Source organism: Streptomyces sp. NPDC127084 (genome assembly GCF_042724175.1).
GTDB lineage: Bacteria > Actinomycetota > Actinomycetes > Streptomycetales > Streptomycetaceae > Streptomyces.
In genome coordinates, this window is the sequence record NZ_JBHXFA010000058.1 from 1 (window position 1) to 26491 (window position 26491).

At 71.6% G+C, this 26491-nt stretch carries 26 protein-coding genes and 1 pseudogene; 8 read left to right on the forward strand and 19 right to left on the reverse strand.

Translation table 11 applies throughout. The annotated features are described in order from the left end of the window. Nucleotides 1–21: 21 nt before the first annotated feature. The 3 genes and pseudogenes from ACFWI9_RS15845 to ACFWI9_RS15855 all read right to left on the reverse strand — a co-directional run. Nucleotides 22–1197, reverse strand: a complete 1176-nt coding sequence (locus tag ACFWI9_RS15845) for a TerD family protein (protein WP_387162351.1) — start codon at nucleotides 1195–1197, stop codon at nucleotides 22–24. Between the two features lie 81 nt (nucleotides 1198–1278). Then, the gene (locus tag ACFWI9_RS15850; protein ID WP_387162295.1) at nucleotides 1279–1506 is read right to left on the reverse strand and encodes a hypothetical protein; all 228 of its coding nucleotides are present in this window, start codon (nucleotides 1504–1506) and stop codon (nucleotides 1279–1281) included. A gap of 381 nt (nucleotides 1507–1887) precedes the next feature. Continuing rightward, a pseudogene (locus ACFWI9_RS15855) lies at nucleotides 1888–2174 on the reverse strand (MFS transporter); the annotation flags it as partial. Nucleotides 2175–2352: 178 nt separating this feature from the next. Here ACFWI9_RS15855 and ACFWI9_RS15860 point away from each other — a divergent pair. Continuing rightward, on the forward strand, nucleotides 2353–3780 hold the full coding sequence (locus tag ACFWI9_RS15860) for an NCS2 family permease (protein WP_387162298.1): 1428 nt from the start codon (nucleotides 2353–2355) through the stop codon (nucleotides 3778–3780). Nucleotides 3781–3820: 40 nt separating this feature from the next. Here ACFWI9_RS15860 and ACFWI9_RS15865 read toward each other — a convergent pair whose 3' ends face one another. The 5 genes from ACFWI9_RS15865 to ACFWI9_RS15885 all read right to left on the reverse strand — a co-directional run bounded on the left by ACFWI9_RS15865 (nucleotide 3821) and on the right by ACFWI9_RS15885 (nucleotide 8289). Beyond that, nucleotides 3821–4264, reverse strand: coding sequence for a hypothetical protein (locus ACFWI9_RS15865; RefSeq protein WP_387162352.1), 444 nt, complete (start codon nucleotides 4262–4264; stop codon nucleotides 3821–3823). A 161-nt stretch (nucleotides 4265–4425) separates the two neighbouring features. Further along, on the reverse strand, nucleotides 4426–5196 hold the full coding sequence (locus tag ACFWI9_RS15870; protein WP_387162300.1) for a hypothetical protein: 771 nt from the start codon (nucleotides 5194–5196) through the stop codon (nucleotides 4426–4428). 118 nt (nucleotides 5197–5314) lie between these two features. Beyond that, nucleotides 5315–6139, reverse strand: a complete 825-nt coding sequence (locus ACFWI9_RS15875; RefSeq protein WP_387162302.1) for a polysaccharide deacetylase family protein — start codon at nucleotides 6137–6139, stop codon at nucleotides 5315–5317. A gap of 124 nt (nucleotides 6140–6263) precedes the next feature. Continuing rightward, nucleotides 6264–6914 carry a response regulator gene (locus tag ACFWI9_RS15880; RefSeq protein ID WP_387162354.1) on the reverse strand — a complete coding sequence of 217 codons (651 nt, stop codon included), beginning with the start codon at nucleotides 6912–6914 and terminating at the stop codon, nucleotides 6264–6266. Between the two features lie 82 nt (nucleotides 6915–6996). Next, nucleotides 6997–8289 carry a sensor histidine kinase gene (locus ACFWI9_RS15885; protein WP_387162356.1) on the reverse strand — a complete coding sequence of 431 codons (1293 nt, stop codon included), beginning with the start codon at nucleotides 8287–8289 and terminating at the stop codon, nucleotides 6997–6999. A 424-nt stretch (nucleotides 8290–8713) separates the two neighbouring features. On the opposite strand from ACFWI9_RS15885, the gene ACFWI9_RS15890 reads away from it, so the two are divergent. From ACFWI9_RS15890 to ACFWI9_RS15900, 3 genes are all read left to right on the forward strand, one after another. Then, on the forward strand, nucleotides 8714–10264 hold the full coding sequence (locus tag ACFWI9_RS15890) for an aldehyde dehydrogenase (NADP(+)) (protein WP_387162304.1): 1551 nt from the start codon (nucleotides 8714–8716) through the stop codon (nucleotides 10262–10264). 4 nt (nucleotides 10265–10268) lie between these two features. Next, a complete protein-coding gene (locus tag ACFWI9_RS15895) occupies nucleotides 10269–10883 on the forward strand; it encodes a DUF1349 domain-containing protein (protein WP_387162306.1) in 615 nt (204 codons plus the stop codon). 181 nt (nucleotides 10884–11064) lie between these two features. Beyond that, on the forward strand, nucleotides 11065–12108 hold the full coding sequence (locus ACFWI9_RS15900; RefSeq protein WP_387162308.1) for an aminotransferase class V-fold PLP-dependent enzyme: 1044 nt from the start codon (nucleotides 11065–11067) through the stop codon (nucleotides 12106–12108). 27 nt (nucleotides 12109–12135) lie between these two features. Here ACFWI9_RS15900 and ACFWI9_RS15905 read toward each other — a convergent pair whose 3' ends face one another. Further along, the gene (locus tag ACFWI9_RS15905; RefSeq protein WP_387162310.1) at nucleotides 12136–12660 is read right to left on the reverse strand and encodes a MarR family winged helix-turn-helix transcriptional regulator; all 525 of its coding nucleotides are present in this window, start codon (nucleotides 12658–12660) and stop codon (nucleotides 12136–12138) included. Nucleotides 12661–12823: 163 nt separating this feature from the next. Between ACFWI9_RS15905 and ACFWI9_RS15910 the strand changes: the two genes are divergently transcribed. Further along, complete coding sequence (locus tag ACFWI9_RS15910; protein ID WP_387162312.1) at nucleotides 12824–13903, forward strand: alkene reductase; 1080 nt, start codon at nucleotides 12824–12826, stop codon at nucleotides 13901–13903. A gap of 65 nt (nucleotides 13904–13968) precedes the next feature. Here the strand turns inward: ACFWI9_RS15910 and thpD are convergent, their stop codons facing one another. The 4 genes from thpD to ectA all read right to left on the reverse strand — a co-directional run bounded on the left by thpD (nucleotide 13969) and on the right by ectA (nucleotide 17208). After that, on the reverse strand, nucleotides 13969–14859 hold the full coding sequence (gene thpD / locus ACFWI9_RS15915; protein WP_387162314.1) for an ectoine hydroxylase: 891 nt from the start codon (nucleotides 14857–14859) through the stop codon (nucleotides 13969–13971). Between the two features lie 3 nt (nucleotides 14860–14862). Further along, nucleotides 14863–15261 carry an ectoine synthase gene (locus tag ACFWI9_RS15920; protein WP_387162316.1) on the reverse strand — a complete coding sequence of 133 codons (399 nt, stop codon included), beginning with the start codon at nucleotides 15259–15261 and terminating at the stop codon, nucleotides 14863–14865. A gap of 95 nt (nucleotides 15262–15356) precedes the next feature. Continuing rightward, complete coding sequence (gene ectB / locus ACFWI9_RS15925; protein ID WP_387162319.1) at nucleotides 15357–16625, reverse strand: diaminobutyrate--2-oxoglutarate transaminase; 1269 nt, start codon at nucleotides 16623–16625, stop codon at nucleotides 15357–15359. Nucleotides 16626–16704: 79 nt separating this feature from the next. Beyond that, nucleotides 16705–17208, reverse strand: a complete 504-nt coding sequence (gene ectA / locus ACFWI9_RS15930) for a diaminobutyrate acetyltransferase (protein WP_387162321.1) — start codon at nucleotides 17206–17208, stop codon at nucleotides 16705–16707. A 475-nt stretch (nucleotides 17209–17683) separates the two neighbouring features. Between ectA and ACFWI9_RS15935 the strand changes: the two genes are divergently transcribed. After that, nucleotides 17684–18772, forward strand: coding sequence for an amidohydrolase family protein (locus tag ACFWI9_RS15935; RefSeq protein ID WP_387162322.1), 1089 nt, complete (start codon nucleotides 17684–17686; stop codon nucleotides 18770–18772). 106 nt (nucleotides 18773–18878) lie between these two features. Here the strand turns inward: ACFWI9_RS15935 and ACFWI9_RS15940 are convergent, their stop codons facing one another. Further along, nucleotides 18879–19202: a DUF6191 domain-containing protein gene (locus ACFWI9_RS15940; protein WP_387162323.1), complete on the reverse strand. Its 324-nt coding sequence runs from the start codon at nucleotides 19200–19202 to the stop codon at nucleotides 18879–18881. Nucleotides 19203–19447: 245 nt separating this feature from the next. On the opposite strand from ACFWI9_RS15940, the gene ACFWI9_RS15945 reads away from it, so the two are divergent. Further along, nucleotides 19448–20389, forward strand: coding sequence for an SCO1860 family LAETG-anchored protein (locus ACFWI9_RS15945; protein ID WP_387162325.1), 942 nt, complete (start codon nucleotides 19448–19450; stop codon nucleotides 20387–20389). Between the two features lie 269 nt (nucleotides 20390–20658). Here ACFWI9_RS15945 and cobC read toward each other — a convergent pair whose 3' ends face one another. Next, a complete protein-coding gene (gene cobC, locus ACFWI9_RS15950) occupies nucleotides 20659–21702 on the reverse strand; it encodes an Rv2231c family pyridoxal phosphate-dependent protein CobC (RefSeq protein WP_387162359.1) in 1044 nt (347 codons plus the stop codon). A 187-nt stretch (nucleotides 21703–21889) separates the two neighbouring features. Beyond that, entirely contained in the window at nucleotides 21890–22369 is a 480-nt protein-coding gene (locus ACFWI9_RS15955; protein ID WP_387162327.1) for a cobalamin biosynthesis protein, read from the reverse strand. A 47-nt stretch (nucleotides 22370–22416) separates the two neighbouring features. Between ACFWI9_RS15955 and ACFWI9_RS15960 the strand changes: the two genes are divergently transcribed. Beyond that, on the forward strand, nucleotides 22417–23172 hold the full coding sequence (locus ACFWI9_RS15960) for a ZIP family metal transporter (RefSeq protein ID WP_387162329.1): 756 nt from the start codon (nucleotides 22417–22419) through the stop codon (nucleotides 23170–23172). A 13-nt stretch (nucleotides 23173–23185) separates the two neighbouring features. On the opposite strand, the gene ACFWI9_RS15965 is transcribed toward ACFWI9_RS15960, so the two are convergent. The 3 genes from ACFWI9_RS15965 to ACFWI9_RS15975 form a co-directional block, all read right to left on the reverse strand. Then, nucleotides 23186–24553, reverse strand: coding sequence for a cobyrinate a,c-diamide synthase (locus tag ACFWI9_RS15965; protein ID WP_387162331.1), 1368 nt, complete (start codon nucleotides 24551–24553; stop codon nucleotides 23186–23188). Continuing rightward, nucleotides 24547–25155, reverse strand: a complete 609-nt coding sequence (gene cobO, locus ACFWI9_RS15970; protein WP_387162333.1) for a cob(I)yrinic acid a,c-diamide adenosyltransferase — start codon at nucleotides 25153–25155, stop codon at nucleotides 24547–24549. Before cobO ends, ACFWI9_RS15965 begins: the two co-directional genes overlap by 7 nt. Beyond that, nucleotides 25155–26491: VWA domain-containing protein (locus tag ACFWI9_RS15975; RefSeq protein WP_387162334.1), on the reverse strand; the 1337-nt coding region annotated here is incomplete at its 5' end. The genes cobO and ACFWI9_RS15975, both read right to left, overlap by 1 nt.

The following is a 26491-nucleotide window of genomic DNA, read 5'->3' on the forward strand; positions in this document are numbered from 1 at the left end:
GTGCCTTGGGCGCTCGGACTGTCAGAGCGCCTGGGCCGCCGGCTTGACCATGCCCCGGACCGTGCGCGACTTCACGAACTCGCCCATCGCGGTCATCTCCCACTCACCGGAGAACTGCCGGATGAGCTTGGCCATCATCACCCCGGTCTGCGGCTCCGCGCTGGTCAGGTCGAACCTGACCAGCTCCTCACCCGTCGCGGCGTCGAGCAGCCGGCAGTACGCCTTCGCTACTTCGGTGAACTTCTGCCCCGTGAAGGAGTTGACGGTGAAGACCAGGCCCGTGGCCTCGGCCGGGATCCGCCCGAGGTCCACCACGATCACCTCGTCGTCACCCGCGCCCTCACCGGTCAGGTTGTCGCCCGAGTGCTTGATCGCGCCGTTCAGGATGGAGAGCTTGCCGAAGTAGCAGCTGTCCAGGTGGTTGCGCTGGGGGCCGTAGGCGATCACTGAGGCGTCCAGGTCGATGTCCTTGCCTCGGAATGCGGGCTCCCAGCCGAGACCCATCTTGACCTGGGAGAGCAGCGGACGGCCGCCCTTGACCAGGGACACCGTCTGGTTCTTCTGGAGGCTGACCCGGCCCTTGTCCAGGTTGATCTTCCCCGTCGGGGCTGCGGCTGCGGCTGCTGGGGCGGGAGTGGCTGCGGGCGCCGCCGGCGCGGCCGTGGCCGCGGGTGCCGGCGCAGCCATGGGCGCGGCGGGCGGCTCCTCATCGACCGAAACCCCGAAGTCGGTGGCGATGCCCGCCAGTCCGTTCGCATACCCCTGGCCCACCGCGCGGGCTTTCCAGGCGCCGCCCCGCAGATAGATCTCCACGATCACCAGCGCGGTCTCGGTGCCCAGCCGCGGCGGCGTGAAGGTGGCCAGTACGGAGCCGCCGTCGGCGTCCCTGATGGTGGCCGTGGGCTCGATACCCTGGAAGGTCTGGCCCGCGGCGTCCGGGCTCGCCGTGACGACGATCTTCTCGATCCCCGCCGGGACGGCCGCGGTGTCCACGACGATCGCGTCGGGCGCCGTGCCCCCGCCCGACCGATAGGTCACGCCGGGGCCTGATGGCTGGTTGTAGAAGATGAAGTCGTCGTCGGAACGCACCTTGCCGTCGGCCGTGAGCAGCAGGCCCGAGACGTCAAGCCGGACGGGGGCGGCGACGTCCACCGCCACGCGCGTGGCGGCCAGGGGGATGTTCGAGCCGGGGGTCATAGCTGTCATGCCTGGGGTAACGAGCGAGACGCCTTTGCCGTTCCCTTACCTTCGGCCGAAAGCGTGGGCCGAACCGGTGGTCTACCGCCGACCGGAGCGGTTCCTCGGATGCTGGCGGGCCTGGCGCTCGTTCCCGAACCGGTACGCACCGGTCCAGCGCGCCATCACGAGCTGCGCGTCCCCCGACTCGACCTCGGCCAGGAACTTGCCGGCACGTGCTCCGCGCAGTGTGGCGGCGGAGCGGCCATGGTGAGTGATGGTGACGGCGTCACCGCGCTGCTCGTAATGGAATCCAGAAGGTCTCGGCATGCCGGGAATGATGCCGGTGACCCGCCTCGTTCGTCATCCGGTTTCCGCGGGCGGGCGGTCTCAGCGAGCGCCGCTCGGCTCACCGGAGGCCGGCACACCGGGCACACGGCCGCTCTCCCCGTCGGTCGCGTTGTTCCCATCGTTCGCGTCGGCCGCGCGGTCACGGCGGCGCGCGGCTCGATCGAGGAGCACCAGCCAGACCGCGGGCACCACTCCAAGCACACCGATGACGGGGAGCAGTACGCGTACGTCGACGACCGCGACCAGCCCCGCACCGAGGGCGATGGCCACCGCGTTCGGCACGAACAGCAGGGTGCTGGCGGTCGCGGCGGTGCTGCCGAGTGCCGCGTCCGGTGTCTCGCGCCGGTCCGCCCATCCGGCGGAGTCGACCAGCACCAGTGAGGGCAGCAGCACTGCCATGGCCGCGGCGACGGCGACGACGAGGGGCCGCCGGCGCATCCGGTCGGCGATCGCGCCGAGCCAGGGCCCGCCAGCGAGGGAGCCCACAGGGCGAAGGCCGTCAGGGCGGCCAGCGAGTCGGAACCGGTGAGTGACTTCACCCAGATGCCGGAGACCAGCCACATCGCGGTGGTGCCGAACCCGGAGACGACCACTCCGGTGAGATACAGCGCCGTGTCGCGGCGCTGAAGGACGGTCAGTTTGCTCATCCGGGCATGCTGGCAGGGTGAATGGCCTGCCCGGATGGGGAAGCCGCCCTGGTTCCGGGCCGGTGGAAGCCTTAGATAGCAGTGACGTCATACGGCCCCGGTCCGGGCGGGTTCGGCAATCGGCCGACCATTGCCGGAACCAGCACATCCGCGGGTGCCGCCACCGCCGAGGAGAGCCATGTCGACTTCCCAGCCTCAGCATCACCACACCCTCGACCGGTACTTCCGGATCAGCGCACGGGGATCGACCATCGCCCGAGAGGTACGTGGCGGCTTCGCCACCTTCTTCACGATGGCCTACATCATCGTGCTCAACCCGATCATCCTGGGCGGAGTCGAGGACAAGTACGGTCAGACGCTGTCCCATACGGCGTTGGTCACCTCGACGACACTGGTCGCCGCCGTGATGACCGCGATCCTGGGCCTCGGGGGCAATCTGCCGATCGCCATCGCCGCCGGGCTCGGGCTGAACGCGGTGGTCGCCTTCCAGCTCGCCCCATTGATGAGCTGGGCCGACGCCATGGGCCTGGTGGTCGTGGAAGGCATCGTCATCTGCGTGCTGGTCGTCACCGGACTGCGCGAGGCCGTGATGCATGCCATCCCGAAGCCGCTCAAGCAGGCGATCAGTGTCGGCATCGGGCTGTTCATCGCGTTCATTGGCTTCATCGACGCCGGCTTCGTCACCCGTATCCCGGGAGAGGCGGGCACCGTGCCCGTGCAGCTGGGCGCCACGGGGCAGCTCTCCGGCTGGCCGGTGCTCATCTTCTGCCTTGGCCTGCTGTTCACCTGCGCGCTGATCGCCCGCAGAGTGCGCGGGGCGATCCTCATCTCGATCGTGGTGATGACGCTGATCGCGATCGTCATCGACCTGATCGCCGAAATCGACCCAGAGGCATGGGGGCTGACCGTCCCCGACGTCCCCTCGGACATCATCGCCGCCCCTGACTTCCAGCTCATCGGGCAGTTCAGCCTCCTCGGTGCCTTCGGGCAGGCCAGCGCGGTGACCATCGTCCTGCTGGTCTTCACCCTGCTGCTGAGCGACTTCTTCGACAGCATGGGCACGATCGTCGGCGTCGCCAACGAGGCCGGGCTGCTGGACGAGAACGGCGACGTCCCCAACCTCGGCCGGGTACTGCTGATCGACGGCGCCGCCGCCGTCGCGGGCGGTGTGGCCTCGTCTTCGTCCGCCACCTGCTACATCGAGTCGGCATCGGGCGTCGCCGAGGGCGCCCGCACCGGGCTCGCCTCCCTCGTCACCGGCGCTCTCTTCGGCATCGCGCTGCTGTTCACCCCACTGGCAACGGTCGTCCCGGCCCAGGCCGCCGCTCCCGCCCTGGTCGTCGTGGGCTTCCTGCTGATGACCCAGGTACGGCACATCGACTGGGAGCGCTACGACGTCGGCATCCCCGCGTTCCTGACCATCGCCATCATGCCCTTCACCTACTCCATCACCAACGGAATCGGGGCGGGATTCCTGTCGTATGTGGTCATCAAGACCGTGCTGGGCAAGGCGCGCGAGGTGCATTGGCTGCTGTGGATCGTGTCGGCGCTGTTCGTGGTCTACTTCGGCGTCGGGCCGGTCGAGGAGTTGCTCGGCATCAGCTGAGGGTTCGCAGGGAAGCAGCCCCTTGGTTCCCTGCAAGCCCTCAGGTCCTGTCCGAGCCGACTCCTGCCGGGTGGGCGTGCCCCGGGCGCTCGGCTGCTCGGCCGCCCGGACGGCGGGCCTCATGCCACAGCGCGGCACCGGTGATCGCGGCACCGAGCCCCTCCCACAGGCCGACCCCGAGAAAACCGGCCGGAGCGCGCCCGGCGGCCACGGCGACGATGAACACCGTGCAGGTCAGCAGCCGAAAGGGCACCGTCCAGCGGAAGAACGCCCGCCAGTCCGCCAGGGAGGCCAGGATGTAGTACACGCCCATGTTGACCGCGGCCATCGAGGACGCGGTGAGAAACACCAGGGTGTGATCGCCCGGAGCCCGGTGGCGGTCCGGGCCCGGCACCGGGGCGAAGCCCAGCAGACCGACCAGCGCGTCCGGAGCGACCAGCCCCACCACACCCAGGGCGGCGGCGAGCACGCCGAAGGCCGCCATGGTCCAGCCGGACAGGGAACGGGGCAGTGGGTGCACGGAAGTCCTCCGGTCCGCAAGGGAGTTGAAGCCAGGACGGCCGACCTCCTGCATATCGTGCGCCCGTCCCCGCCCGCCCACCGGGGTCGTCGAAACAGCCGGCCGCCGACGCGGGACTGCGCCGCTCAGCCGGAGGCAGGGGCGGCGCTGTCGCCGGCATCGGTGGAGCGCAGCAGGCGCAGGAACGCCTTCACGCCCGCGATGATCTCCTGGTTGTCGGTGAGGCGGTTCACCGTGGACTCGAACTCCCTGCCCAGCGCGCCGATCCTGCGGTCCGACTCCTCGGCCCGTTCGTACGCGCTCATGGCCACCGCGTCCACGGTACGGCGCAGTTCGGCGAGCGCCCGGTACTGCTCCTCCGCCTTCTCCTCCAGGGCCCGTGCCCCGGCCTCGGCACGGTCCACCCGGGCCCGCAGCTCGACGACGTCGTCCCGCGGATACGTGACGTCCTTGAGCAGCGTGCCCAGGCGCCGCCGGAGTTGGGCGAAGTACGCACCCGCCGGCCGGAAGAAGGTGCTCATCAGGAAGAACGCGGCGAACCAGTACCCCGTGAACTCGCCCGTCGCCCAGGTGACCGCGATGACGACCGCGGCCGTCACGACATGACCCGCGACCGCCGTCCGGAGCATCATGCGGGCGATCCGCGCGGCCTCGGCGTCCCGGGCCTCGGAGACCGCCAGTCCCTTCTCACGGCTCACCGCGATCTCGGCGAGCACCGCATGCGCCCGGAAGTACAGATTCCAGGGGATCGTGAGCAGAAGCAGCAGCCACAGTAGGCTCAGCACGCCCGCCCCGACGCTGAACACCACCTCGGCCGGTGCCCCCGCCGCATAGGCGAAGACCAGTGCGGCGGCAGCCGTCACCACGGCCGCCACGGCCCCCAGGAACCTGCCCATACGCCCCCGCCTTCCGTCCCGGGACCGGCTCGTACGCCGGCACGGCCCCATAGTCCTCGGCCCGGACCCGGCGGGCATGAGTAGGCGTACTCAGTCGAGCGTGCGGGGCCTGCCGGTCTCAGCGCACCGGGAATCCGAAGACGTATCCCTGATCCCGGAGCCACGGCACCACCTCGCGCAGGGCGGCGACCGTCTGGCTGCGGTCCCCGCCCGCGTCATGGAACAGGATGGTGGGACCGTTGGAGATCTCGTTCTTCACGGTCGCGACCATCGCGGCGGCTCCTGGTCGCTTGAAGTCCTTGGAGTCCACGTTCCAGCCCAGCGGCCGCATTCCGCGCGAGGCCGCGAGCTGACGGCTGTAAGGAGTGAAGGCGCCGCCGGGGGCACGGTAGTAGAGCGGCTTGACGCCCCCTGAGGCCTCGGTGATCATCCGCTCCGCGTCCAGGATCTCCTGGGACTGGCGGGCTCGGGACGCGGTGTCCATGGTCGTGTCGTGCGAGACGGAGTGGTCGCACAGCCGGTGTCCGTCCGCGACCACGGCCTTGACCAGGTCGGGGTGAGCCTTGGCCTGTGTGCCGACCATGCAGAAGGTCGCCTTGACCCCGTTGTCTTTGAGCAGGGCCAGGACCTGAGGCGTCCATGTCGGGTCCGGGCCGTCATCGATCGTCAGGTTGACGCCCTTGGCACCTTTGTCCGAGGCGTGCGCGATGTCCATGCTGACGAGGGGGGCGGGGAGACCGGGGTCCGGAACGGATGTCTGGCCCGGGATCGGTTCCGGCTCCGGCTCGGGTGCCGGCTTCGCCGGCGCGGTCGACTCGGTCGATCCGGTCGTGGGCGGGGTGGCCTGACTCGTCCACGCCGCCGCCAGCGCGGCGACCCCCGCCACCCCGATGGCCGCCGCCATTATGCGGCCGTTCATCCCCAGGTTCCGGTGCCGCTTCATGTCCGTTCCCCGCTCTCCCCTGCGCCCGATTTCCATCGGGGAGGACGGGAGCGACGGCATGGCGGATCCGTTTGTTACGGTTCCAGGACATTTCTGCGGACGGGGGCGTCCACCCGCCCGCCGTTCACCCGGGGTTCGGGGCGATGAAGCCCGACTCGTAGGCCGCGATGACGGCTTGGGTACGGTCCCGCGAGCCGGTCTTCGCCAGCACCGCCGCGACATGTGTCTTGGCCGTGGCGTGACCGACCCCGAGGCGCTCACCGATCTCCGTGTTCGTCAGCCCTTTGGCCATCAGCCTGAGCACGTCGGCCTCACGCTCCGTCAGCCGCACCATCCACGGCGGTGGTTGGGGTGTGCCGCGCGCACGGGCGGCGGCGAGGCCGCGCAGCGCGGCCGGGTACAGCAGCGAGTCGCCGCGCGCGACCAGCCGCACCGCCGCCACGAGGTGCTGGGCGCCGCACCGCTTGAGCAGGAAGCCCGCGGCGCCGGCGCGCAGGGCGTCGTACACGTACGAGTCGTTCTCGAAGGTCGTCACGACCACGATCCGCGGCGCCGGGTCCACGGTGCGCAGGAGTCGCTCGGTGGCGCGTATGCCGTCGACCTCCGGCATTCGCACGTCCATCAGCACCACATCGGGCCGCAGCCGCCGTACCAGCGACACCGCCTCCGCCCCCGTCGACGCCTCTCCGACGACGTCCAGGTCCGGTTCGGCGTCGATGATCACCCTCAGCGCGGTGCGGACCATCCGCTCGTCGTCGGCCAGGACGACCCGGATCGGGCTCGGCTCGCCTGTCGTGCCTGTCGTGTTCGCCGCGTCCGCTGTGCCTGCTGTGTCCGCCGTGCTCATCGGCCTCTCCTCACGTACCGGCCAGCGGGAGCCGGGCCGTCAGCAGCCACGCACCCTCGCTGGGTCCTGCTTCGGCATGGCCGCCGAGCAGCGCCGCCCGTTCGGCGATCCCGCGCAGTCCACGGCCGCCGCCGGCGCGGACCGTGCCCCGCCGGTCCGGCAGCGGGTTCTCGATGGTGATCCGCAAGACCTCGCCGTCCCGGGCGATGTGCAGGGACACGGTCCGAGGGGCTCCCGGCTGTGGTCCACCGGTGTCAGGGCCGCCGTGCCGCCGGGCGTTGCTGAGGCCCTCCTGCACAATGCGGTACGCATGACGCGAGATCCGCTCCGGGACCCCGGCGAGCTCGGCCTCGATCTCGCAGGCGACCGTCAACCCGCACTCGTCGAGCAGGAGTTCCAGGGAATCCAGGGTGGGTCCGGTGATGGCGTGGGGGTCGCCGGGATGGTCGTCCTGCCGCAGCACGCCCAGCACCCCGTCGAGTTCACCGACCGTGCGGCGCGCGGTCTCCTCGATGGCGGCGAGCGCCTCCCGGACGAAGGCACGGTCGTCCGGCGCGTCGCTGTCCAGGACTCTGGCCGCGGCCCCCGCCTGGAGGGTCACCGCGCTCAGCGCGTGCCCCACCGAATCGTGCAGCTCACGTGCCAGCCGGTTGCGCGCGGCAAGCTCCGCCGCCCGCCGTTCGGCCGCCGCGAGCCGGTCGGCGGGCGTCGGCCCCAGCAGCACCGGTGCCAGTCGCGCCAGCAGCGCCCCCGCCGCCGCCGAGCAGCCGGCCAGGGCCAGCAGCATCGCCGCACCGGCGAACGGAGCGAGCGCCAGAACCCAGGGCCGATCGAGCGACGCGGGCAGCAGCGCCCACTCACGGATCGCGGCGGACAGCGGCAGCAGCGCCGTGGTCACCGCGAACGGCGGTAAGGCCAGCGACGCCCCGCTGATCAGTCCGCCCATGCCGACATGCAGGGCGAACCAGCCCGCCGTGCGCAGCCTGGCCGTCCGGGAAACGGCCGGCCCGTCCGCAAAGAGCTCCGGACCCACCCCGCACAGCGCCCGAGCCGCGGCGACCGACATCATCCGGGTCAGCGGGAACACCGCGGTCACCGCCGCCAGCGGAAGGGCGACCGCGTACGCCCCGAACATCACGGGGTACGAGCCGAAGACGTCGTCGGCACCGAGCAGCGGCCCTACCACGACCGTGCCGACCAGCCAGTACGGCATCAGCAGGGCGCCGCCCAGCACCAGGTGCACCCAGCGGCGTCGCGCCCGCGCACCGAAAAGTGCCCGGAGACCGTGCTTCACGCGGCTCATGAAGCTCATGCGCGTCATGTGCCCCATGCCCTTCGTGCGCGCCTCTCGCGCGCCGCGCCGCCGCAGGACGACGGCGGCGAAGAAGGCGATCAGGAGACCGGTGATCATGCCGACAGGGTAGGTCAGCGCTGTCGACTCCGATACGGATAAGCCGACTTCCTGACGGCGGCATTTGGTGCCGCGACACGGGGTGGCGGTCAGCCGCACGACGTCGTAAGCCCCTTTCCGAGAAACCTACTTGGCCGGAGAGGGAGGCAGGGGTCGCGCCCTCGCGGACCTCCCGCTGGCCGGCGATCCGTCTCCGCCGCGCGGCGGAGACCAGCTCAGCCCCTGGTATCCCTTGACCCCTTCAAACGCCCCGAAATAGGGTCCGCACCGTCGCGCGTACCAAGCCGCGTATCAACCCCGGGGAAGGAAAGCCGTGGTGGGAGCAGCACCAGTCTGGAGCGTGGACCCCCGAACCGGGACGCGACGCGAACAAGTCGCGGTCGAGGCCACGGTCGAAGAGCTCGAAAAGACGGTGCGCGCCGCGCACGCCGCCCGCGCCGCGCTCGCCGACCGTACTGCCCGCGCCGCCCTGCTGCGTACCGCCGCCGGCCTGCTCGACGAGGCGGCTGAGCACGTCATCGAGGCGGCCGACGCCGAGACCGCACTGGGCCCGGTGCGGCTCACCGGCGAACTGGCACGGACCACAGGCCAGTTGCGGGCGTTCGCCGACGCGGTGGACGAGGGGTCCTTCCTCGACATCCGCATCGGCCGTCCTGACGCGGACCGCACCCCGCCCTGGCCCGATCTGCGCCGCTGGCGCATCCCGCTCGGGGTGGTCGCCGTCTACGCGGCGAGCAACTTCCCGCTCGCCTTCTCGGTGCCCGGAGGTGACACCGCGAGCGCCCTCGCGGCCGGCTGCCCCGTTGTCATCAAGGCCCACCCCGACCACCCGGCCACCTCCGAGCTGTGTGTGTCGGTGCTGCGGCGCGCCGCCCACCAGGTCGGCCTGCCCGAGGACCTGATCGCCCTGGTGCACGGGTTCGACGCGGGTGTCGAGCTGGTGCGCCACCCGCTGGTGGCGGCTGCCGGTTTCACCGGTTCGGTACGCGGCGGGCGGGCGCTCTTCGACGCCGCGGCGGCCCGGCCCGTACCCATCCCGTTCCACGGGGAGCTCGGCTCGCTCAACCCGGTGGTGGTCACCGAGGCCGCCGCGGCCGAGCGGGCCGAGGGGATCGGTATCGGCCTGGCCGGGTCGATGACTCTGGGCGAGGGCCAGTTCTGCACCAAGCCCGGATTCGTACTCGCCCCGGCGGGCGATGCGGGGGACAGGTTGCTGAAGTCCCTGACAGCGGCCGTGAGCGAGACGGAGCCCGGGGTGATGCTCGACCACCGGATGCGGGACGCCTTCGTCGCGGGCGTCGCCGAACGGGCCGCGCTGGACGGCGTCGAGACGCCCGTCACACCCGGCGCGGGCGGGGAGCACACCGTCAGTGCGGGCTTTCTGACCGTACCGGCCGGACTGCTGGCCACCGAAGGCCCGCACGACTTGCTCCTGGAGGAGTGCTTCGGCCCGGTCACCGTCATCGCCCGCTACGAGTCCCGCGCCGAGATCGAGGCCGTACTCGCCCGGCTGCCCGGCAACCTCACCGCGACCGTGCACCTGGCCGGGGACGAGGCGGACGCGGACAGCACCGGATTTCCCGCGGCGGCGGAGCTGCTGGAGTCCCTCGTGCCGCTCGCCGGCCGGGTCCTGGTCGACGGCTGGCCGACCGGTGTGGCCGTCACTCCCGCGCAGTACCATGGCGGCCCCTATCCAGCCGCCACCTCCACGTTCACCTCCGTGGGCCTCACCGCCATCGAGCGCTGGCTGCGGCCGGTCACCTACCAGTCCGTCCCGGCGGCGCTCCTGCCTCCCGAGTTGCGCGACGACAACCCGCTCGGTCTGCCGCGCCTGGTCGACGGCCGCCAGGAGGGTCTGGAAGGCTGACCCGGTGACCGAGGAGATCACCCTGCCGGAACTCCCCTTCCCGCTCCGCCCGTACGGCCCCGACGCCCACTGGGCGTACGAGAACGGCACGCTCACCGGGTGGGCGGGGGCTCGCCAGGACCGCTTCGTCCCGCCCACCGGCGATTCCCTCGACCCGGTCTCCGACGCGCCCCGCCTGCTCGGCGCACCCGAGGGCGACTTCCAGCTCATCGCCCGTCTGAAGGCCGGCCTCGGCGCCGCCTTCGACGCGGGCGCCCTCTACGTCCATGTCGCCGAACGCGAATGGGCCAAGCTCTGCCTGGAACTGTCCCCGGACACCCCGACCATCAGCACGGTCGTCACCCGGGGCCACTCCGACGACGCCAGCTCGTTCGTGGTGGACGGCGACCGGGTCTGGCTGCGCGTCAGCCGCACCGGTGGCGCCTTCGCCTTCCACGCGTCCACGGACGGCGCTCACTGGACCTTCGTCCGGATCTTCAGCCTCGGCAGCCGGGAACAGGCCGAAGCGGCGCTGGTCGGTTTCCTGGCCCAGTCCCCGGTGGGTGAGGGCTGCGTCGTCGCCTTCGACCACATCGAGTTCCGCCGCTCCTGGCCGGACGGGCTACGCGACGGGTCCTGACGCGGCGTGGGACCGGGAGCGGAGACGGCCCGCCTGCGTGCCGGGTGGCGTGCCGATCCTCGCCCCGGTCGGCGCGGTGCCCGACGTGGGCGAGGGCGAGGGGGCCAGCCGGGTCGGTGATCATAATGAGGTGACTCCACTACCCCTCGGCTGAAGCCGGGGGTTTCGCGCTAGGAGACTGATGGACACTCTGGGAGGCGCCGAGTTCGCGCCCACGACGACATATCTCAACACTTCCAACTGCGCTCTGCTGCCCCGGCGTTCGGTCGAAGCCGTCAAACAGCTCGCCGAGCAGCTCGCCGCCGGGACCGGAGGCTCGGGCAGCTTCGAGGCCACTGACGCGGTCCGTGCCTCCTTCGGGCGGATCTCCGGTGTCGGTGCCGAGCGGGTGGCGCTCGGCGGGTCGGTGGCCGTGCACGTCGGACTGATCGCGAGCTCACTGCCCGCCGGAGCCGAAGTCGTCGCCCCGGAGGGAGAGTTCAGTTCCGTGGTCACCCCGTTCGCCGCCCGTGGCGATCTGAAGGTGCGGTATGCGCCGCTGGAGCGGATCGCCGAGGCGATCGAGCCGGGGACGGCGCTGGTCGCGCTGTCCGCCGTGCAGTCGTCCGATGGCCGGGTCGCGGATCTCGCGGCCGTACGGGACGCGGCGAGGGCCCACGGGGCCCGTGTGCTGCTCGACGCCAGTCAGGCGGCGGGATGGCTGCCGCTCGACGCGGGGGAGTACGACTACACCGTCACCGCCGCGTTCAAGTACCTGCTCTCTCCGCGCGGGGTCTCGTTCCTCACCGTGACGGAGGAGGCGCAGCGGTCGCTGACCCCGCTCCACGCGGGGTGGCTGGCCGGCGAGGATCTCTCGCGGGGCAGCTACGGGCCGGTGGAGGAGTTCGCCCGGTCGGCGCGGCGCTTCGATGAGCCGACGTCGTTCCTCTCGTACCACGCGGCGGAGCACTCACTCGCGCTGGTGGAGCGGCTCGGCGTGGAGAGGATCCACGCACACGACACCGCGCTCGCGGCCCGCTTCCGCGGGGGACTCGCGGTGCTCGGATACGAGCCGGTGCCGGGGGACTCGGCGATCGTGGCCGTGCCCGGGCTCGGTGGCCGGGAGCCGGAACTGGCCCGTGCCGGGATCGTCGTATCGGCTCGCGCGGGGAACATGCGGGCCTCGTTCCACCTCTACAACTCGGAAGCGGACGTGGACAGGGCGCTCGACGTGCTGTCCGGATGAACTGTCTGCCTCCGGGCCGCAGGCCGGCTATGGCCGGTCCGGCTCCTCCGGGCCGCAGGCTGTTTCCGGGCAGCCGGCCGTCTCCGAGCACAGGTTCTCCTCGACCTTGGCCAGGAGCCGGCCGAGTTCGGCGCGCTCGGCCGGGTCAAGCCCGGCGAGGGTGTGTTCCTCAAGCTCACGCCAGGCCCGGTTGACCTCGGCGAACAGCGCACAACTGGTCTCCGTCGCCTCGACCAGCACCGCACGCCGGTCGGCCGGGTCGGGGGCGCGGCGGACGTGGCCCGACTGCTCCAGACGCTGGAGCATCTTGGTGATGGTCGACGGGTCGAGCTCACAGATCTTGATGAGTTCCGACTGCCGGACCGGCCCGCTCTGCCACAGCAGCATCATCACGGCCTCCTGGCCGGGGTAGAGACCAGCCTGCCGCAGCAGTCTGCCCGCGGCCATGCGGTGGAGCCGGGCCACCCGGGTGACGGTATGGCTCACCGGCCCGCAGCCCGCGGCCCCCGACGGCAGGTCGCCGGGGCGGGAGGGGTCGACCTCGGGCTTCATGGGCCTCCTCGGAGTCTCGGGGGCGGGCGGCTGGGCGCCGCCGGGCTGCATCGACGGTCCCACACATCCCCTCCCCCAGAATAACTTGGTCGGCCAATCAATGGTGTACGGTGGACCCCGGACCAATTACTTGGTCGACCAATCTTCTCACCCGGGAGATCCCATGACCACTGCCTTCGACCCGATCGACCTGTCCGGTACCCGGCTCGCCAACCGCATCGCCATGGCCCCGATGACGCGCAGCCGCGCCTATGGCCCAGGGCTCACCCCGACCGACTCCACCGTGGCGTACTACTCACAGCGCGCATCGGCAGGTCTGATCATCAGCGAAGGGATCCAGCCCTCCGCCGTCGGCCAGGGCTACCCCGACACCCCGGGCCTGCACAACGCGGAGCAGGTCGCCGCCTGGCGCAGGGTGACCGGCGCCGTACACGCGAACGGCGGACGGATCTTCGCCCAGCTGATGCACTCGGGCCGGATCGGCCACCCCGATACGCTGCCCGGTGAGCTGACCCCGGTCGGCCCGTCCGCGATCACCGCGGACACGCAGGTGTTCACCCGCGATGGGCTCAGGGACTCGGGTGCCCCGCGCGAGCTGACAGCCGACGAGGTGCGCGCCACCATCGAGGACTTCGCGGCCGCCGCGCGGCGGGCCGTCGAGGCCGGCTTCGACGGAGTCGAGCTGCACGGCGCCAACGGCTACCTCATCCACCAGTTCATCGCGCCGAACACCAACCGCCGCACCGACGAGTGGGGCGGTGACGCGGAGTCCCGTATCCGCTTCGCCGTCGAAGCCGTCAAGGCCGTCGCCGAGGCCATCGGGCCCGAGCGCACCGCTATCCGGCTCTCGCCCACCAACCCGTACAACGACATCGCCGAGCCGCTCGCCGAGGCTGAGCGCGCCTACCCGGCACTGCTCCGGGAGCTGGACGCGCTGGGTATCGCGTATGTGCACATCCTGGAGGCCGCCCCCGCACTGCGCTCGCTGACACTCGATCTGCGCAAGGAGTTCTCCGGCGTCCTCGTCCTCAACCCCGCGACCGACGGGCCCACCAGCCATGGCGCGCTCACCCTGGTCGAGGACGGGATCGCCGACATGGTGGCGTACGGTGCACTCTTCCTCGCCAACCCGGACCTGCCGGCCAGGCTCGCGGCGGGCGGCCCGTACAACACCCCCGACCCGGCCGCGTTCTTCGGCGGCGGAGACGAGGGATACATCGACTACCCGGCGCTCACCGGTTGACCGGACCGACGCCAGGGCGGGCCGGGCACGCGATCACGCGCCCGGCCCGCCCTGAGCCGCACCGGTCAGCGCACCGGGGTGAAGTCCCGCGCCCCGATGAACGAAGGCCGGGGCACCGGTGCCGCGAACGGCTCCTCGGCGGTGTTCTCCACGCTGTTGAACACGATGAAGACATTGCTGCGCGGGTACGGGGTGATGTTGTCACCCGACCCGTGCATCGCGTTGCAGTCGAACCAGGTGGCGGACCCCGCCTTGCCCGTGAACAGCCGGATGCCGTGCCGGTCGGCGAACGCGGTCAGCACCTCGTCCGACGGCGTGCCCGCGTCCTGCATCTGAAGCGACTTCTTGTAGTTGTCCTTCGGTGTCTCGCCCGCGCAGCCGAGGAACGTCCTGTGCGACCCTGGCATGATCATCAGGCCGCCGTTGGTGTCGAAGTTCTCGGTCAGCGCGATCGACACCGATACGGTCCGCATCCGGGGGAGCCCGTCCTCGGCGTGCCAGGTCTCGAAGTCCGAGTGCCAGTAGAAGCCCGAGGCCCCGAAGCCCGGCTTGACGTTGATCCGCGACTGGTGGACGTACACGTCAGAGCCCAGGATCTGGCGCGCCCGGCCGACCACCCGTTCATCGCGCACCAGCGCGGCGAACAGCTCGCTGATCCTGTGCACTTCGAACACGGTGCGCACGTCCTGGGACTTCGGCTCGATGATCGAGCGTTCGTCGGCCCTGACCGCCGGGTCCGAGACCAGCCGGTCGAGCTCGGCGCGGTAGATCGCGACCTCGGCCGGTGTGATCAGCTCTTCGATGGCCAGGAAGCCGTCCCGCTCGTACGCCTGGAGCGCCGCGGGGGCGATCGGCCCCGGAGTCCCGGGCGCCGACCAGACGACCGGGTCCTGACGGGGGACGGCCGCCTCGGTCGCCCCGCGGGTCGGGTAGAGATCGGTGATCGCGGTGGTCATGTGTCAGCCCTCCTCGGTCAGCAGGGGATAGACGCCGTTCTCGTCGTGGTCCTCCCGCCCGGTCACGGGCGGATTGAAGACGCAGACACAGCGGAAATCGGTCTTGGGCCGCAGCGTGTGACGCTCGTGGCCGTTCAGCAGGTACATCGTGCCGGGTTCGATCCAGTGCGACTCGCCGGTCTCGTCGTTGGTGAGCTCGGCCTCACCCTCGACGCAGAGCACGGCCTCGATGTGGTTCGCGTACCACATCGACGTCTCCGTACCCGCGTACAGCACGGTCTCGTGCAGGGAGAAGCCGACCTTCTCCTTGGCGAGCACGATGCGCTTGCTCTCCCAGGTGCCCGATTTGGCCCTGACATGCCGGTCGGTGTTCTCGATGGCCTTGAGCGAACGGACGATCACGGTGGATTCAGAACCTTTCTTTTCCGGGCTTCTCAGTCATCTCATGGCTCCGCCTGGCTCTGCCGGGCGCGCACAGGGGTGTGCGGTGTGTGTGGTCACGCCGTCTCACGGACGGCACGGGCGAGTGTGCTGAGACCCTCGTCCAGCTCGTCGGGCGTCACGGTCAGCGGCGGCAGCAGCTTGACCACCTCGCTCTCCGGTCCCGAGGTCTCCAGCAGCAGCCCCAGCTCGAAGGCGCGGGCGCAGACGGCGGACGCCCGGCTCTTGTCGGCGAACTCCATGCCCCAGACCAGGCCCCGGCCGCGGAAGCGGACCTCGGCCGCCGAGTTCTCGTCGGCGATCGACAGCAGGGTCTGCTCGACCTGCTCGCCACGGGCGATGGTCTGCTTCTCCATCTGGCCGTCGGCCCAGTACGTGTCCAGCGCGGCGGCGGCGGTCACGAAGGCCGGGTTGTTGCCGCGGAACGTGCCGTTGTGCTCGCCCGGCTCCCAGATGTCCAGCTCGGGCGCGAACAGGCACAGCGACATGGGCAGTCCATAGCCGCTGATCGACTTGGACAGCGTGACGATGTCCGGGGTGATGCCCGCTTCCTCGAAGGAGAAGAACGCACCGGTGCGGCCGCAGCCCATCTGGATGTCGTCCACGATCAGCAGCATGTCCTGGCGGTGGCACAGGTCGGCCAGCGCCCGCAGCCACTCGGCGCGCGCCACGTTGATACCGCCCTCGCCCTGCACGGTCTCGACGATGACCGCGGCGGGCTTGTTGAGGCCGGAGCCCTGGTCCTCCAGCAGCCGCTCGAACCACAGGAAGTCCGGCACCTGCCCGTCGAAGTAGTTGTCGAACGGCATCGGGGTGCCGTGGACCAGCGGTATGCCGGCGCCGGCCCGCTTGAAGGCGTTGCCGGTCACGGCGAGCGAGCCCAGCGACATCCCGTGGAACGCGTTGGTGAACGAGACGATCGCCTCGCGGCCCTTCACCTTGCGGGCCAGCTTGAGGGCGGCCTCCACGGCGTTGGTGCCGGTCGGGCCGGGGAACATCACCTTGTACGGCAGGTCTCGCGGGCGCAGCACGATGTTCTGGAACGACTCCAGGAAGGCGCGCTTCGCGGTCGTCGCCATGTCGAGGCCGTGGGTGATGCCGTCGCGCTCCAGGTAGTCCAGCAGCGCGCGTTTGAGCACGGGGTTGTTGTGTCCGTAGTTGAGCGACCCTGCGCCGGCGAAGAAGTCGAGGTAGGAGTGGCCGTCCTCGTCGGTGAGGCGGGCGCCCTGCGCACGGTCGAACACGGCGGGCCAACCGCGGCAGTAGCTGCGCACCTCCGACTCCAGGGTCTCGAAGACACTCAGGGCGGGCGGGGTGATGGTCACAGCGATCTCTCCTGGTGTGGGGGTGTTCGGGCTGGAACAAGGGCCGGGGGCCCTGCCTGGCCGGTGGCGGCGGCGCTGCTCAGCCGGAGGCAGGCGCGATCGGGCCGATTCGGTACAGGACTTCTGGCTGATGCCCCCCGTCGGGGAACAGCCCGCCGTCGAAGAGCACCTCGCGCTCCAGGCCGGCGCCCCGGCGGGCGGCGAAGGAGGCGAAGAGGCGGTCGGACGCGGTGTTGTCGGGCGTGACGGTGGTCTCGATCGTGCGGACCCCGTGGGCGGTGACCCGCGCTGTGAGCGCCTCCAGGAGCGTTCCGGCCAGTCCGCGGCCCCGGTGCGTCTCGTCGACGGCGACCTGCCAGACGACCAGCGTCTCCGGGCGCTCGGGCCGGATGTAACCGGTGATGAATGCGATCGGTGCGCCGTCCGTGCCGCGGGCCACCACTGATGTCGCGGCGAAATCGCGGCACCACAGCAGATAGCTGTACGAGGAGTTCAGGTCCAGGACCTCGGAGTCGCGGGCAATTCGCCAGATCGCGGCGCCGTCCTCCACTCGTGGGCTGTCGATGCTCAATGCGGTGGTCATGCGGATTGAATTTACCGAGCGAATTGCGAAATTGCATGTGCTCAGGGGGTTGGGTGCGGCGCCCTTGTGTGTTATCGCGCGCGTGTGTGCGCTCGCGTGAGGGTTTCCCGAACTGGGCCTTTTTGTGCTGGAGTTATTGGGGCAAAAAATCTCTGGTGTGGCATCGGTCACATGGAGGGCAACCTGTGGTGCGTGCCTGGAATGGTGGGGTTGTGACCTCGGAAAATCTTGGCGTTTAGGGTGCGGGAAACGGGGCAGGAGGATACGGGGAGCTACTCCGGATAAATAAAGTCCGGGTATTCTTGAATTTAAGTTCTATTTGTTTCCCTTTGGGGTGGCCTAAAGGGGCGCGGAGGGGTGCCGGAGGCTGTGTGGGAGTGCCGGGGATTTCCCGGGCCGTCCGGGCGGTCCCGACGCCGCTGCGGCCGTGCGATCCTCTGCCGGAGGCGGCACCGGGGCTCGTAGAGTGCGTGCCATGAGTGATGGCGTGGTGCTGCATGTGAGAGGCCGGGTCCTCGTCGGACCGGAGGAGGTGCGCGACGAGCTGTGGGTGGTCGGTGGACGCGTCACCTTCCGACGCCCTGTGGCCGGGGACGTACGGACCGTGGACGGCTGGGCGCTGCCCGGTCTGGTCGACGCCCACTGCCATGTGGGGCTCGACAAACACGGCGCCGTGGACGAGGTGACCAGCGAGAAGCAGGCGCTGGCGAACCGTGACGTGGGCACCCTGCTCATCAGGGACGCCGGCTCACCCGCCGACACCCGCTGGATCGATGACCGCGACGACCTGCCCAGGATCATCAGGGCTGGTCGCCATATCGCGCGTACCCGCCGCTACATCCGCAACTACGCACATGAGATCGAACCCGAGGACCTTGTCGCCTATGTGGCGCGAGAGGCGCGCCGGGGCGACGGCTGGGTCAAGCTCGTAGGGGACTGGCTCGACCGCGAGACCGGCGACCTGGGCGCCTGCTGGCCACGCGAGGCCGCCGAGGCGGCCATCGCCGAGGCACATCGGCTGGGTGCCCGAGTCACCGCGCACTGCTTCGCCGAGGACTCCCTCCGGGACCTCGTGGAGGCCGGCATCGACTGCGTGGAGCATGCGACCGGGCTGACCGAGGAGACCATTCCGCTGTTCGCCGAGCGAGGTGTCGCGATCGTTCCCACGCTGGTCAACATCGCGACGTTCCCAGGGCTCGCGGCCGGCGGGGAGGGGAAGTTCCCACGCTGGGCCGCGCATATGCGGCGGCTGCACGAGCGCCGCTACGACACCGTACGTGCCGCGTACGACGCCGGAGTCCCGGTCTTCGTCGGCACGGACGCGGGCGGCTCGCTGCCCCATGGACTCGTCGCCGCGGAGGTCGCCGAGCTGGTGAAGGCGGGCATCCCGGCGGTGGAGGCGCTCTCCGCGACGGCATGGGGTGCCCGAAGCTGGCTCGGGCGCCCGGGTCTCGAGGAGGGCGCCCCGGCGGACCTCGTGGTGTACGAGGCGGATCCGCGAGCGGATGTGGGGGTGCTGGCCGCACCGCGCAGGGTGATCGTCGACGGCCGTGCGGTGGTGTGACGGCTGTCCTGTGTCCCGGCCTGGGCCCTGGGCTGTGTGGCCCCGGCCGGGGCAGGTGTACTGAGGGCGGCGGAGTTCCGGTCGTGCCGCCGAAGGCCGGGCGGGACTACCGCCGGCCGTCCGCGGGCATCCGGACGACCGCGGTCCCGCCGTCCAGATCCACACTGGTCCGGTTCGGTGGCGCCCCGTCCTCCTCGTCGTCGCGCAGCAGAAGTGCCGACTGGCGCTCCTTCAGCTCGTTCTGCTTGCCGGGTGAGAGGCTCGCGTGCAGCTGCTCGAACCCGGTCGCCGATATCTGGCCCTGACGTGCGCCGTTCCGCCATGGCAGGAGACCGGAGCGGCCCATCCGCAGCAGAAGCTGATCGACGAAGGCCAGCACGGTCAGCAGGATGACCAGTCCGGGAAGGGTCAGGAAGACAAGGAACGCCATGCCCTCAGTATCCGGACGAGGCCGGTTCCGGCGGCAGGCCCACCCCGACCGCCGACGTGCCGCCCCAGACGCAGCGAATCGAATGAGGACGCGAAACCACACTTTGGAGTGAACTCACCTCAGGTGTACGTACGTTCACTCTCGGTACGTAAGTATGCGGATGTTCAGTCGCCGCCGTCGTACACGAGTCCCCGTGGTGGACGGGTCCCCGGCGAAGCCATGTCTCTTGTGGGGGTTCCACCACCGTGAACAGCAAAACCTTCCGCATGCCCGCACGCCGCTCCGCAGCCGCCGTCTCCGCGGCTGCCGCCATCGGGCTGGCTGTCCCGGGCCCCCTCGCCCTCGCCGGGCCCGCCCACGCCACGGGCGGCTCGGAAGGGCGGGCGAGCGCGGTCGTCCTGCGTACCCGACTGGATGTCTCCCTGCTGGACAAGACCCTCCAGGTGCCGCTGAGGACCAGTCTCAACGAGGTGCGGGCGCCGGGGAACGCGGAGAAGACCGCGCTCACCGTTCAGCTGGAGGGTGTCGACAAGGGGCGGCCGTTCAGCATGCTGAGCGCGGACGCGGCCGGTGCCAGGGCGACCGCGAACCGGGAGCGCGCCGAGGGCGTCGCCACGCTCGCGCACGCCAAGGTGCGCGTCCCCGGTCTCGCCCTGCTCTCCCTGGTCGAGGTCGAGAACGTGACGGCGAAGGCGGTGTGCACGGCGGGCGGGAAACCGGTGGCCACGGCCAATGTGCTCGGCACCGTCCGGGCACTGGGCAAGAAGGTCAGCCTCACATCGGGTGGCCCGTCGAAGGTCGAGGTACCGGGTGTGGGCACGGTCACGCTCGACCTGTCGCGTAAGGAGACGACATCGCGTACGGCGGCGGCGACCGCGCTGGAGCTGAACGTGTCCGTGAACCCGCTGAAGCTGAACGTCGCGGAGGTGGCGGGCACGGTGACACTGGCGGCGGCGAGCTGTGAGTCACCGGAAGCCACCGCTCCCGCACCGGACCTGCGGACCCAGACCGGCGTGGAACCGGCCGCACCCCAGGCTCCGGTGTCCCCGTCGGCCGAACCGGGCTCCGACGGCCTCGCGGCGACGGGCGCGGGCTCGACCACCCCGTACGCCGCCGCCGGGGCGGTCGCACTGCTGGCAGTCGGCGCCGCGGCGGTGGCCATGTCCCGCCGTCGCGCCCGGGACTGACCCGCCGGGAAGAACCCGTCCGCCACGCGCCGCAACAGGAGACGCCGCCCGCGGGCAGACCGGCCGGACTCGGCTTGCCCTGGTCCTGGCCTGCTGCCGGTGGGGCGCCGGCCGGGGCCCGGTAAGGCCGGCAAGGGCTGGACTTCCCGGGCTGAACCGCAGGCCCTGCGGCCGGGCAGTCCCGGCCGCAGGGTACGTGCACCCGTACTCCCGCCGGCACTCGCACTGACACGCGCGGAGCGGGGGACCGTGGCGGCCCCCGCTGCCCGTCAGATGCCGCTCGTGGTCGCGCCCACGGCCGACAGAGCCTGGTCCAACGCCTGGAGGAAACGATTCGTCGTAGCGCGGTCGCGTACCGCCACCCGGAGCCAGTTCCGGTCCAGCCCGGGGAACGTGTCACCGCGCCGCACCGCGAAGCCGAGGCGCCGCAGGGACTCACGTACCCGGTCCGCCTGCTCCGTGCGGACCAGCACGAACGGGCCCTGCGCCGTCGGCACCGTGCGTATCTCGTCGAACTCCGCGAGACCTGCCAGCAGATGCGCCCGCTCGGTGGCGATCCGCTCCGCGGCCCCCGCCGCCTCCACCAGCGCCCGCGGCGAGACGCACGCCTCCGCCGCCACCAGCGCCGGCGTCGACACCGGCCACAACGGCTGCGCCCGCTCCAGCGCGGCGATCGTCTCCGGTGCGGCGAGTACGTAGCCGATCCGCAGCCCGGCGAGCCCCCAGGTCTTGGTGAGGCTGCGCAGCACCACGAGCCCCGGCACATCGGTCACCGAGGCCAGCGACTCCCGCTCGCCGGGCACGGCGTCCATGAACGCCTCGTCCACCACCAGGATCCGTCCCGGCCGGGCCAGCCGGGTGATCGTGGCGGCCGGGTGCAGCACCGAGGTGGGGTTCGTCGGATTGCCCAGCACCACCAGGTCCGCGTCCTCCGGCACGGCGCGTGGATCGAGCCGGAAGCCGTCCTCCTCGCGCAGCACCACCCGGGCCACCTGGTGCCCCGCGTCCCGCAGCGCCGCCTCCGGTTCCGTGAACTGCGGGTGGACCACGGCCGGCCTGCTCACCCGCAGCCCGCGGGCCAGCAGCACGAACGCCTCGGCCGTGCCCGCCGTCAGCAGCACCCGCTCCACCGGCAGGCCGTGCCGGGCCGCCACCGCGGCCCGCGCCGCCCGCCCGTCGGGATAGACGGCGAGCGAGGCCAGGGACGCGGCAATCCGCTCATGCAGCCAGGGCGGCGGAGTGCCGGTACGGACATTGACCGCGAGGTCGGTCAGCCGGGCGTCCCGCACCTCCGCGTCGCCGTGGTGCCGCAGATCATGCGGATCGCGGGGGTCGTGCCGGTCGGTGGAGCCGGTGGAGCCGGTGGAGCCGGTGGAGTCGGCTGGGTCGTTCGGTCCGTTCACGGGTGACCCACCGCGCCCAGGACGGTGCGGGCTCCGCTACCGGCCGCGGCCTCGCATCCGGCGCGGGGAGCCGAGATGAGCAATGCGGGCGGGGAAATCACACGTTCTCCTCGGAGGTGGGGCGGCGACGCCCATGGTGGTGGTGCCGGTGCTCCGGCTCCGGAATCGGAGGCTTCGGGTCCAGCGGCACTGAACGCCGTACGATCGCACACGTGACTGTGCCGGGTCGGCCCGCCTCCCCTGATGTGCGTTTCGGCACGACCAGTTCGCCCCCTTCCGCGAGTGCCGCGGCCTCTGCCACCGACGCCGTGCCCACCGCGTCCCGTACCGCACCCGACGGATTCGGCACCGGTACCCCGGCCAGCGTCCGCGCCGGATAGGCCCGCAAGGGTACGCTGAGTGCCGCCGCCGCGGCGACGAGCCCCGGCTCGTCCGCTTTGGTCTCCACGGTAGCCAGCGCCACAACCGTCTCGGGCCCGTCCCCGGCAAGCTCCCGCAGCGCGGCCCGGATCAGCCCCACTACCTCGGCGGGGGGCGCGCCGCGCCGCGCCCCGACCCCGACGACGAGAGGGCTCATGGCGTGGCGCCCGGCGCGGGAGGGGCCGTATCCGCTAGCAAGAACCCATGGCGGTGTTCGTCGCGCTCGGCGCGTTCCTGATGACGCTGTTCGGCGGGTGGACGGCGCAGCGTGTGACCGACCGCAGGCACCTGGTCCTCGGCGTCGCGGGTGGGCTGATGCTCGGTGCGGCGGGGCTCGATCTGCTGCCCGAGGCGATGGCCGCCGCGGGCCACGAGGTCTTCGGAGTGCCGCAGGCACTGCTGCTGTTCGTCGGCGGGTTCCTGGTCGCCCACGTCGTCGAACGGACGCTGGCCGCCCGCCACGCCGCGCACGGCGCCTACGACGGGACACAGGACCGCGCGCGGAACGGGCACGAGCATCGCGTACCACGGGTCGGTATGGCGGTTGCCGCGGCGATGGTGGGCCACAGCCTCATGGACGGGATCGCCATCGGCGCTGCCTTCCAGGCGGGCGACGGGATGGGCGTCACGGTCGCCCTCGCCGTCATCAGCCATGACTTCGCCGACGGCTTCAACACCTACACCGTCACCAGTCTCTACGGGAACGAGCGCCGCAAGGCCCTCGCCATGCTGGGGGCCGCCGCGCTCGCGCCCGTGGTCGGCGCGGCCTCGACCACGCTGTTCACCCTGCCGCCGGAACTGCTCGGCAGCTACCTCGGCTTCTTCGCAGGTGTGCTGGTCTATCTCGCGGCGGCCGAGATCCTGCCCGAGGCGCACCACCGCCACCCCGCACACTCCACGCTGCTGTGCACGGTGGGCGGGGTGGCGTTCATCTGGCTGGTGACGGGCGTCGCGGAGTGACACCGGGCAGGAGTCAGTCCGCATGCCCGGACCACTGGGCGCAGTGCCGTACGAAGCGGTACGCCGTGTCCGGAGCTCCCGCCCAGTGAGTGTGGACGTAGCTCGCATGCACCCCGCCCTGTACGAACCCCTCCACGCGTCGCTCCGGCTGCCGCAGTCCCCAGGCCGGCTGCGCCCCCGCGCCCGGCTCGATGACCGTGCGGTGGAACTCGTGGCCCCGCATCCGGGTGCCCACCGCGGCCAGAGCGCTGTCACTCACCGCCACCGCGTCCCGGTAGCCGAGGGTGAGCCGCGGCGACATCCGCGCATCGGCCTCCAGCACACCGCACATCGGCTTCCCGTCCAGCGAACGCGCCAGATAGAGCAGCCCCGCGCACTCCGCCGCGAGGGGCGCGCCCGCCTGCGCCAGCTCCGCGACCGCCTTGCGCAGCCGGGAGTTGGCGGACAGCTCAGGCGCGTACACCTCGGGGAAGCCACCGCCGACGACCACGCCCCGGGTGCCTTCGGGCAGATCCTCGTCGCGCAGCGGGTCGAAGGGCACGACCTGCGCACCGGCGGCCGTGAGCAGCTCCGCGTGCTCGGCGTACGAGAACGTGAACGCCGCGCCGCCCGCCACGGCGATCACCGGCGCCCCGCCGCCCCGCGCGGATTCCTCAGGGACGGCCGGGCTCCACGGCTCCGCGACCAGCGGCGGCGCGCTGCGCGCCAGCGCCAGCAGGGCCTCCAGATCGCAGCCCGCCCGCACCTGCTCCGCCTGCGCCCGCACCGCGTCCAGCGCCTCCGTGTGCCGTTCGGCCACCGGAACCAGGCCGAGGTGCCGCGACGGGGTGCTGACGGCGGGCGCCCGGCGCAGCACACCGAGCACCGGCACGCCCGACTCCTCCAGGGCGTCCCGCAGCAGCGCCTCATGGCGGTCCGTGGCGACCTTGTTGAGGATCACCCCGCCGAGCCGCACCTCCGGGTCCCAGGAGGCGAAGCCGTGCACCAGCGCGGCGACCGACCGGGACTGCGACGACGCGTCCACGACCAGCACCACCGGCGCCCGCAGCAGCTTCGCCACCTGCGCCGTGGACGCCAGCTCGCCCTCGCCCGCCGCACCGTCGTAGAGCCCCATCACGCCCTCGACCACGGCCAGATCACAGCCGCGCGCGCCATGCGCGAAGAGCGGCGCGATCAGTTCCGTACCGCACATGTACGAGTCGAGATTGCGTCCCGGGCGTCCCGTGGCGAGCGCGTGGTAACCCGGGTCGATGTAGTCGGGGCCCACCTTGTGCGGGGACACGGCGAGACCACTCGCCGTGAACGCCGCCATCAGGCCGGTCGCGACGGTGGTCTTGCCGCTGCCCGACGCCGGTGCGGCGATGACGAGACGTGCTACCACTCGATGCCCCGCTGGCCCTTCTGACCCGCGTCCATGGGGTGCTTGACCTTGGACATGTCGGTGACGAGGTCGGCGAAGTCCTGGAGTTCCCGCGGGGCGTTGCGGCCGGTGATCACCACATGCTGGTTGCCGGGGCGCTCCCGCAGCACCTCGACCACCTCGGCCGTGTCCACCCAGCCCCAGTGCAGCAGGTATGCGAACTCGTCCAGTACGTAGAACTTGTACTTCTCCGCCGCGAGATCGCGCTTGACCTGCTCCCAGCCCTCGCGCGCCTTCTCCTCGTGCGACGGCTCGCCCTCGCCCGGCGGGCGCTGGATCCAGGACCAGCCCTCGCCCATCTTGTGCCAGTCGACGGTGCCGCCCTCGCCGGTCGCGCCGAGTGCCTTGAGCGCGTTCTCCTCGCCGACCTTCCATTTCGCCGACTTGACGAACTGGAACACCCCGACCGGCCAGCCCTGGTTCCAGGCGCGCAGCGCCATCCCGAAGGCCGCCGTCGACTTCCCCTTGCCGACTCCCGTGTGCACCATCACCAGCGCGCGGTTGCGCCGCTGACGGGTGGTGAGCCCGTCGTCCGGCACCACGCTCGGCTGTCCCTGCGGCATTACGCGGCCCTCCTGTTGGTTCCCGTCCCCGTACCCGCGCTCGCGTGTACGTCCCTGAAGTCCCTGACGAGTCCGGCGATGCTGTCAGCCCGCAACTCGTCCAGGGTGACGGCGCTGCCGCCGAGTTCACCCGCGAGCCGCCCGGCGAGGCCCAGCCGCACCGGCCCGCTCTCGCAGTCCACGACCACACCCTCCGTGCCGTCGGCGGCATGCAGCCGGGCCGCCCGCGCGGCCAGGCCCACGGCGTCCTCGCCGCGCGCCCCGGTCGCCCGTCCGTCCGTCACCACGACCAGCAGCGGGCGCCTCGAAGGATCGCGCAACCGCTCGACGCGCAGCACGTCGTGCGCCTTCAGCAGCCCGGCCGCGAGCGGGGTACGCCCGCCGGTGGGCAGTTGCTCCAGGCGCGCGGCGGCGGCGTCGACCGACGAGGTCGGCGGCAGCGCCACCTCCGCGCCCCGTCCGCGGAACGTCACCAGGCCCACCTTGTCCCGCCGCTGGTACGCGTCGAGGAGCAGGGACAGTACGGCTCCCTTGACCGCGCTCATCCGGCGGCGCGCCGCCATCGACCCGGACGCGTCCACCACGAACAGCACGAGATTGCCCTCGCGGCCCTCGCGGACCGCCTGGCGCAGGTCGTCACGTCGTACGACAAGCCCGGGACCCGAACGGCCGCGCGCCCGCTGGTGAGGTGCCGCCGCCTGTACGGTCGCCGGGAGATGCAGCTTGCCCAGCGCGCCCTGGGGCCGCCGCGCGCCGGTGGTCCGGCCGTGTTCGGTCCTGGCGCGGGACCGCCGCCCCGCCGCCCCGTCGCCGAGACCGGGGACGCTCAGCATCTTCGTACGGAACGGGTCGGCCGCCGCCACGGGAGCCTTCTCGCCGGCACCGGGACCGCGGGCGGGCGGCGCGGCGGCCGGTTCAGGCGCCTCGCACTCGTTCCCGCCGGTGTGCCCGGGAGCCTCTGGCCCCTGGCCCTGTGGCGGAACACCGCCACCGCCGCCGGGACCCCCGTCAGGGCCACCGTCCGGATCGGGCTCGGAGTCGGGATCGGGGTCCGGCTCCGGCTCATCGTCCCCGCCGAACTGCTCCAGGGTCTCGTCCAGCTTGTCCTCGTCAAGGCCCGGCGCGTCGAAGGGATTGCGCCGCCGCCGGTGGGGGAGTGCCAGCAGGGCGGCCTGCCGTACGTCCTCCTCCCGCACCTCCGTACGCCCGGCCCAGGCCGCCAGCGCCGTCGCCGTGGGGGGCCACGCGAAGGAGGGGCCGCGCGCGGCCCACACCGAAACGGCCCACGTGGCCGCGGGCCGGGGGCGCGCCGCCGGGCCCCAGACACCCGCCCGCA